Below are 251 nucleotides of genomic sequence, written 5' to 3' on the forward strand. Positions count from 1 at the left end.
CCGCTCTGGAGCTTTGCAGCGTCCATCAGCAGTACGGGCACCGGTGGTGTCTTCACCACGAAGTCGAACGACTTATCGGTGTACATGGTAATCAGTACCGGACAAACTTGGCCAGCCTTATCCTGGGTCCGCGCATTGAACTGCTTACAGAACTCCATGATGTTAAGGCCTTTGCTACCAAGTGCAGGTCCTACCGGCGGTGCAGGGTTTGCAGCGCCTCCCTTTATCTGAAGCTTCAGATAACCTCTAAT

At 53.4% G+C, this 251-nt stretch carries 1 pseudogene; it reads right to left on the reverse strand.

Annotation, left to right across the window (positions count from 1 at the left end):
- Nucleotides 1-251 (reverse strand): annotated as a pseudogene (locus J4D97_RS23370) (50S ribosomal protein L11); the annotation flags it as partial.

It is taken from the genome of Hymenobacter defluvii (assembly GCF_017589435.1).
Classification (GTDB): Bacteria; Bacteroidota; Bacteroidia; order Cytophagales; family Hymenobacteraceae; genus Hymenobacter; species Hymenobacter profundi.